The sequence below is a fragment of the Bradyrhizobium sp. P2_E8 genome (assembly GCF_056403875.1).
In genome coordinates this window covers 1-6,945 of the sequence record NZ_JBFUES010000349.1, presented here as the reverse complement: position 1 = coordinate 6,945, position 6,945 = coordinate 1, and the positions used below count along the sequence as shown (strand labels likewise).

Annotated in this window: 7 protein-coding genes; 5 read left to right on the top strand and 2 right to left on the bottom strand. The window is 65.5% G+C overall.

The genetic code is table 11. The features are described from left to right. On the top strand, positions 1-780 hold a 780-nt coding region (locus AC1D00_RS19960; RefSeq protein ID WP_477011842.1), incomplete at its 5' end, for an NAD(P)/FAD-dependent oxidoreductase. Between the two features lie 53 nt (positions 781-833). Here the strand turns inward: AC1D00_RS19960 and AC1D00_RS19955 are convergent. Both AC1D00_RS19955 and AC1D00_RS19950 read right to left on the bottom strand, forming a co-directional pair. After that, positions 834-1,742 (bottom strand): ribokinase, encoded by a 909-nt coding sequence (locus AC1D00_RS19955; RefSeq protein WP_477011841.1) that lies wholly within the window; start codon positions 1,740-1,742, stop codon positions 834-836. Between the two features lie 18 nt (positions 1,743-1,760). Then, positions 1,761-2,654 carry a sugar kinase gene (locus tag AC1D00_RS19950; RefSeq protein ID WP_135178458.1) on the bottom strand — a complete coding sequence of 298 codons (894 nt, stop codon included), beginning with the start codon at positions 2,652-2,654 and terminating at the stop codon, positions 1,761-1,763. A 224-nt stretch (positions 2,655-2,878) separates the two neighbouring features. Here AC1D00_RS19950 and AC1D00_RS19945 point away from each other — a divergent pair, with 224 nt between their 5' ends. The 4 genes from AC1D00_RS19945 (at position 2,879) to AC1D00_RS19930 (ending at position 6,891) form a co-directional block, all read left to right on the top strand. Next, the gene (locus AC1D00_RS19945; RefSeq protein WP_167771480.1) at positions 2,879-3,724 is read left to right on the top strand and encodes a VOC family protein; all 846 of its coding nucleotides are present in this window, start codon (positions 2,879-2,881) and stop codon (positions 3,722-3,724) included. Between the two features lie 366 nt (positions 3,725-4,090). Next, positions 4,091-4,750 (top strand): TetR/AcrR family transcriptional regulator, encoded by a 660-nt coding sequence (locus AC1D00_RS19940; RefSeq protein WP_135178456.1) that lies wholly within the window; start codon positions 4,091-4,093, stop codon positions 4,748-4,750. 282 nt (positions 4,751-5,032) lie between these two features. Further along, on the top strand, positions 5,033-5,842 hold the full coding sequence (locus AC1D00_RS19935) for an ABC transporter permease (RefSeq protein ID WP_477011840.1): 810 nt from the start codon (positions 5,033-5,035) through the stop codon (positions 5,840-5,842). 56 nt (positions 5,843-5,898) lie between these two features. After that, positions 5,899-6,891: an ABC transporter substrate-binding protein gene (locus AC1D00_RS19930; RefSeq protein WP_477011839.1), complete on the top strand. Its 993-nt coding sequence runs from the start codon at positions 5,899-5,901 to the stop codon at positions 6,889-6,891. The last annotated feature ends 54 nt before the right edge of the window (positions 6,892-6,945 follow it).

Sequence of the window (6,945 nt, the reverse complement as noted above, 5' to 3'; positions counted from 1 at the left end):
GTGGTGATCGGCGCCGGCTTCATTGGCCTCGAATTCGCAGCGACGGCCCGGATCAAGGGGCTGGAAGTCGACGTGCTCGAGCTTGCCCCGCGCGTGATGGCGCGCGCGGTGACGGCGGAGGTCTCGGAGTATTTCCAGGCGCGGCATCGCGAGGCCGGCATCCGCATTCATCTCGGTGTGCAGGCAACCTCGATCGAGGCCGAGGGCGGCAAGGTCACCGGCGTCTCCTTGAGCGACGGCAGGCATCTGCCCGCCGACCTCGTCGTGGTCGGCGTCGGCGTGCTGCCGAACATCGAGCTCGCGGCCGAGGCGGGGCTGCCGGTCGCTGCCGGCATCATCGTCGACGAATATCTCGCGACGGCTGATCCCCACATCTCGGCGATCGGCGATTGCGCGCTGTTCGCAAGCCCGCGCTTCGGCGGCTCGCTGCGGCTGGAATCGGTGCAGAACGCCACCGACCACGCCCGCTGCCTCGCGGCGCGGCTGACCGGCGACAGCAAGCCTTACGATAGCCATCCCTGGTTCTGGAGCGATCAGGGTGACGACAAGCTCCAGATCGCGGGCCTCACCACCGGCTACGATCGCGTCGTTCTGCGCGGCGATCCCGCCAGGAAGGCGTTCTCGGCGTTCTGCTACAGGGGCGACAGACTGGTCGGCATCGAGTCCATCAACCGTGCCGGCGATCACATGTTCGGCCGCAGATTGCAGGGCATGGACCGCTCGATCACCCCGGAGCAGGCCGCGGATGAAAGCTTTGACCTGAAGAGCGCGCTGGCGTGAACTCTTCTCCCTCTCCCCGCTTGCGGGGAGAGGCGAAGGAAGCGCGCTCCGTCCTATAAGACAGCGGCCACTTCCGCGGCCGTCGGCATCGACGGCCCGGCACCCATGCGCTGCACGCTGATCGAGGCGGCGGCGTTGGCGAAGGCGAGCGCCGTGCGCAGGGGAACTTCGTCGGCGAGTTGCGCCGCCAGCGCGCCGACGAAGCAATCGCCGGCGCCCGTGGTGTCGACCGCCTTCACCACGCGGCCCGGCACTGGAAATTCCTCCTGGCCTGCGAGGGCGAGCACGCCGCGCTTGCCGAGCGTGACGCAGATGGTCTGGTCCGCGTGCGCCTGAAGCTGCCGCGCCACGTCGATGATTCGCACGGCCTCGTCGCTGTCGGAGAGCTCGGTGCCGGCGAGGAAGCCGAGCTCGGTCTCGTTGAGCACGAGGATGTCGACGAGCTCAAGCAGCTCGCGGCCGAATTTCTGCGCCGGCGCCGGGTTGAGCAGCGTCGTCGCCTCCGCCGCCCGCGCCCGCCGGAAGAAGGCGGCAATCGTGGGGAGCGGAATCTCGAACTGGCTGACGGCGACATCGCCTTTGACAAGCGGGACGACACTGACGTCATCCGCGCTGACCAGCGCATTGCTGCCGGGAATAACGACGATGGTATTGTCGGCCGCCGCGACCGTGATGATGGCGGTGCCGGTGTGCGCCTGCGTCGTCTCCTGAACGTAGCCGAGATCGATGCCCTGGCCGCCGAGGAACGCCTTCAGCTCGGTGCCGAATGAATCCTTGCCCAGGCGGCTGATCAGCGTGGTCCGGGCGCCGAGCCGCGAGGCCGCGACAGCCTGGTTGGCGCCCTTGCCGCCGGGGAAATACAGCACCTGTTGGCCGGCGACGGTTTCGCCGACCTTGGGATGGCGGTCGGCCGTCGCTACCACATCCATGTTGATGCTTCCGGCGACGTAGACGCGCCCCATTTTGAACCTCTCCGAAGACTAGGCTTTGACCTCGAACTCGTGCCTGACCTTGGCGATGTCGACAAGGGTCGGCAGGCCGGCCTCGTTGCCGAGGCGCTGGATCTTGAAGGTCGAGGCGGCGCGGGCGAAGTCGAAATGCTCGCGCCAGCTTTTGCCGGGATGGGCGAGGTAGGAATAGACATAGGCGCCGTGGAAGACGTCGCCGGCGCCGTTGGTGTCGATCACGCGCTCGCGCGGGATCGGCATCGCCGGCATGATCTCGACCGTGCCCGTCTCGTTGTACCAGAGCAGGCCCTTCTCACCCATGGTGACGCCGCCGATCTTGCAGCCGCGGCTCTTCAGGTAGTCCAGCATCTTCTCCGGCGTCAGGTCCATCTGCTCGCACAGGCGCTCGGCGACGATCGCGACGTCGATGAATTCCAGCAGCTCGTGCGTGTTGGTGCGCAGGCCGCCCCCGTCGAGCGAGGTCAGGATGCCGGCCTCGCGGCAAACCTTGGCGTAGTGGATCGCGGCGTCCGGCTGATGGCCGTCGACATGCAGCGCGCGGCAATTGCCGAGATTGAGGATCGGAAAGGGATGGATGTGGGAATCGTCGCGGCAACGGACGATGGCGCGCTTGCCGTCCTTGGGCATGATGAAGGACAGCGAGGACTGGTTCACCTTCCGCGCATGCAGCGAGATCGCATATTTCGCGCACATGTCCTGGAACATGCGCCCCAGCCAGTCATTGGCCGCAGTCGCGATCAGATCGGGCACGATGCCGAGCTTGGCGCAGCAGAACGCTGCCGTGACCGCGTTGCCGCCGAAGGACACGGCGTAGTCCGAGGCCACGTGCTTCTCGTCGCCGGTCGGCATGTGGTCGGTGATGAAGACGACGTCGATATAGGTCTGTCCGATAAAGAGAGCCTGCATTGCTTGTCCGTGATGCGCTGGGTGGTCCCGGCCGGCTGCTTACCTTAGCACCGCTTCGGCGGGAGCCAAAAACATTCGCGGAGCCAAAATATTTGCAGAGTCATGGCGATAGGCGCTTGAGGTCGGTATGGGGCCGGAATACGACCGTGGCAGGGCCAGCGTTGCCCGGGCAGAACCGACGCCCCCTGGACGTTCGGTTCCGGCCCCGTCGGGAGGGAGGGAGCATGATCACCGGTCTCGATCACGTCGTCGCTCTGGTGCGGGATATCGGTGCGGCCAAGGCGGCGTATCAGACGCTGCTGGGACGCGCGCCGGCCTGGCAGAATTCCGGCGAGGGCGCCGACCGGGTGCTGTTCACCCTCGAGAACATGACGATCGAATTGATGGCGCCGAGCGGCTTCAGCGTCACCGCCGACCGGATGCGCGCGCTGCTCGACGACCATGAAGGCGTGCTCGCCAGCCTGTGCTTTCGTGTCGCAGACATGAGCAGGATGCACCGGCGGCTGGAGCGGGTGGCGCTCAAGCCCGATCCGGTCGCCGAGGTCGAAAGCAGCGACGCTGTCACCGAGGCCGTCCTGCACTGGAAACGCACGCGCGCCGCCACGGAACTCACGCGTGGCGTGCGCATGTTCTTCCTCGAGCTGGCCGAGGAGCGCCCCCGATCGGTCCCGACCGACATCGCGCCGATCGACGCGCTCGACCACGTCGTGATCACCACCGAGGATTCCGAGCGCGCCGCCGCGCTCTATGGCGCGCGGCTCGGACTTGATCTCGCGCTCGACCGCTCGCACCAGGACTGGGGCCAGCTCATGTTCTTCCGCTGCGGCGACCTCATCGTCGAGGTGGTGCGCCGCCCCGTGGCGGGCGGCGATGCCGCGCATGACCGTCTCTGGGGCCTGAGCTGGCGGGTCGCCGATATCGACGCCACGCGCGCCCGCCTGATCGCCGCCGGCCTCGACGTCACCGAGGTGCGCAACGGCCGCAAGCCGGGCACGCGGATCATGACGGTGAGGGACGGCACCTGTGGCATCCAGACGGTGCTGCTGGAGCGCTCGCCGAAGCCCGGTTGAGCAGGCTCCGACCTCTCCACTCGTCATTGCGAGGAGCCCTTGCGACGAAGCAATCCAGGCTGTCTCCGCGGTGGCAGTCTGGATTGCTTCGCTGCGCTCGCAATGACGGTGTTGAGGCAGCGGACGCTTTTTTCCTCCGTCATTCCGGGGTGTCGCGGAGCGGCGAGCCCGGAATCCATTCATCCACGTCCCCCGCGGCAAGATGGATTCCGGGTTCGCGCCCAAGAGGGCGCGCCCCGGAATGACGAAACGTTCTCAAACCCGTGCGCGCGTGTTACAGGACATCCTGACAGCACCGAGCGAGCAACCGGTTTGGCGAAGGCGAAGGCAAAGCGAATTCTGAGATGGCAGCGCGATCCCGAGGGGATGCGGCTGCGCATTCTCGAAGCCGCCAAGCAGGAGTTTTCCGCCCACGGGCTTGCCGGGGCGCGCGTCGACCGCATCGCGGCCAAGGCCGGCGCCAACAAGCGCATGCTTTACTACCACGTCGGCAACAAGGACGAGCTTTATCTGGCGGTGCTCGAAGGCGCCTATGACAAGATCCGCAGCGAGGAGCGCGGGCTCGATCTCGAGCATCTCGATCCGCCCGAGGCGATCCGCCGCCTGATCGAATTCACCTGGGGCTATTTCCTGCGCAACCCCGAGTTCCTCTCGCTGCTCCAGACCGAGAACCTCGCGCGCGCAAAGCACCTGAAGCGCTCGACCAAGGTCAAGTCGATGCACTCGCCCTTCGTCGAGATGATCCGCACCGTGGTGAGGCGCGGCGTCGAGAGCGGCGACTTCCAGGTCGCGGTCGATCCCGTCCAGCTCTACATCTCGATCGCGGCGCTCAGCTTCTTCTATCTCTCGAACTCGGCGACGCTGAGCGTGATCTTCGGCCGCGATCTGCTCGCCAAGGACGCCAAGGACGAGCGGCTCGCGCACATGGCCGGCCTCGTGCTGGCCGCGCTGACGGGGCGGTCGGCGGAGCTGCTGCAGATCGTCAACGCGCCGAAGAAGCGCGCGGGCGTGGTGCAGACGGTGTAGGAGCTGCGGCTTCGCCGCTTCGCTTGACCCGATATCCCTCCCCATCGTCGTCCCGGCGAAGGCCGGGACCCATACCGCGTGATCTATCGACGGCGCGCGGTGCTAATCCCGAACGACCAGTCTTCGTCCAATTCCCCCCTGTGGTTATGGGTCCCGGCCTCCGCCGGGACGACGCCGTATATGCGGAACCCCCGCACAAAACGTCACAGGGAAAGGTCTGGACAGTATTTATCCAACGGGTTAATTTCTCCTGAGAACGAAGAAGAATGCCGGGAGTGAAAATTGGCCGAACCGAAGCAGCAAGGTGCGGTGTCCAAGGTGCTGAACGCGGCCTGGGTTCGGCCGTTCTTGTTCCTGGTCTTCATCGTGGTGGCCTGGGATCTCGCGATCCGGGTGTTCAGGATTCCCGCCTACCAGATCCCGGCTCCGCTCGATGTCGTCGCCGTGCTGCGCACCGAATGGCCGGAATTGCTGCGGCAGGCCTGGCCGACCACCTATGCGACCGTCTGCGGCTTCCTGCTCTCGGCGCTGTTCGGCATTCCCGTCGCGATGCTGATCGCGGGGTCGACGACGGTGGAGAGCTACGTCTATCCGCTGCTGGTGTTCTCGCAGTCCGTGCCGAAGATCGCGATCGCGCCGCTGTTCGTGGTCTGGTTCGGCTTCGGCATCATTCCCAAGGTCATTTCCGCCTTCCTGCTCGGCTTCTTCCCGGTGGTGGTCTCGGCGGTTCAGGGCTTCAAATCGGTCGACCCTGACATGGTCGATCTCGCGCGCGCCATGCAGGGCAGCCGTTTCCAGGTGTTCCGCGGGGTGAACCTGCCGCATGCGCTGCCCGCGATCTTCTCCGGGCTCAAAGTGTCGGTGACGCTCGCCGTGGTCGGCGCCGTCGTCGGCGAGTTCGTCGGCTCCAATTCCGGCATCGGCTATGTGATGCAGCGCTCGATCGGCACGTTCGACCTGCCGACCATGTTCGCGGCCCTCGTGATCCTGGCGCTGCTCGGCGTGATCCTGTTCTGGATCGTGGACCGGATCGAGAAGCTGGTCATTCCCTGGCATGTCAGCCAGCGCGAGGATGTGATTTTCGCTGTGTAAGCGAAGCAACGAACGGCCACCAACGGCCGAAACAACAACGACAAGGGAGAGTGACGATGAAGCGGTGGATAGGGGCTGCATCAGTGGCGCTGCTGGCGTTCGCGGCGATGCCGGCGCAGGCAGCCGACAAGGTCGTGCTGATGCTGAACTGGTACGTCTATGGCGAACACGCGCCGTTCTATTACGGCAAGGCCAAGGGCATTTACGCGGCTGAAGGCATCGACCTCGAGATCCAGGAAGGCCGCGGCTCGGCTGCGACCACGCAGGCCGTTGCCGCCAAGACCGCCGACTTCGGCTATGTCGACGTGCCCACCATGATGCGCGCCGCCATCAAGGGCGCGCCGGTGGTCGCGACCGGTGTGCTGCTTCAGACCTCGCCGATGTCCGCCATGGGCTTCGTCGACAAGAACATCAGGAAGCCCGAGGACATCAAGGGCAAGACGGTGGCGATCACCCCGGCGGACTCCATGACCCAGATCTGGCCGCTGTTCCTGAAGAAGACCGGCCTTAAGGAAAGCGACTTCCAGACGGTGGCGGGCGACGGCCAGACCAAGCTCAACGCCGTCATCAACGGCCAGGCCGACCTGCTGCTCGGCTACGTCATGGACCAGTCGATGAAGATCAAGGACGCTACCGGCAAGGACGTCTATCCGATCAAGTTCGCCGACTACGGCATCAACATGGTGTCCTCAGGCATCATCGCCAATGCCGACTATGTGAAGGCCAATGCCGATCTCGTCCGCCGCTTCATGTCGGCGACGACCAAGGCGGTCGAAGCCGCCGAGAAGGAGCCGAAGGTGGCGGCGCAGTCGATCCTCGATGCCAACCCCAAGGGCGGCAAGATCGACACGCTGACGCAGGGCTTCGAACTGACCTTTCCGCTCTACCGGACCGCGGAGACCAAGACCAAGCGGCCGTTCCAGGTCACCGACCAGAACATGACCGAGACCGTCAACCTGCTGGTCGAATATGGCGGGCTCGACGCCAAGGCCAAGGATAACCCGAAGGCGTTCTACACCAACGATTATCTGCCGAAGAGCGGCTCGTGAGCGACAAATATCCGCTGTCGTCCCGGCGAAGGCCGGGACCCATAACCACCGCTG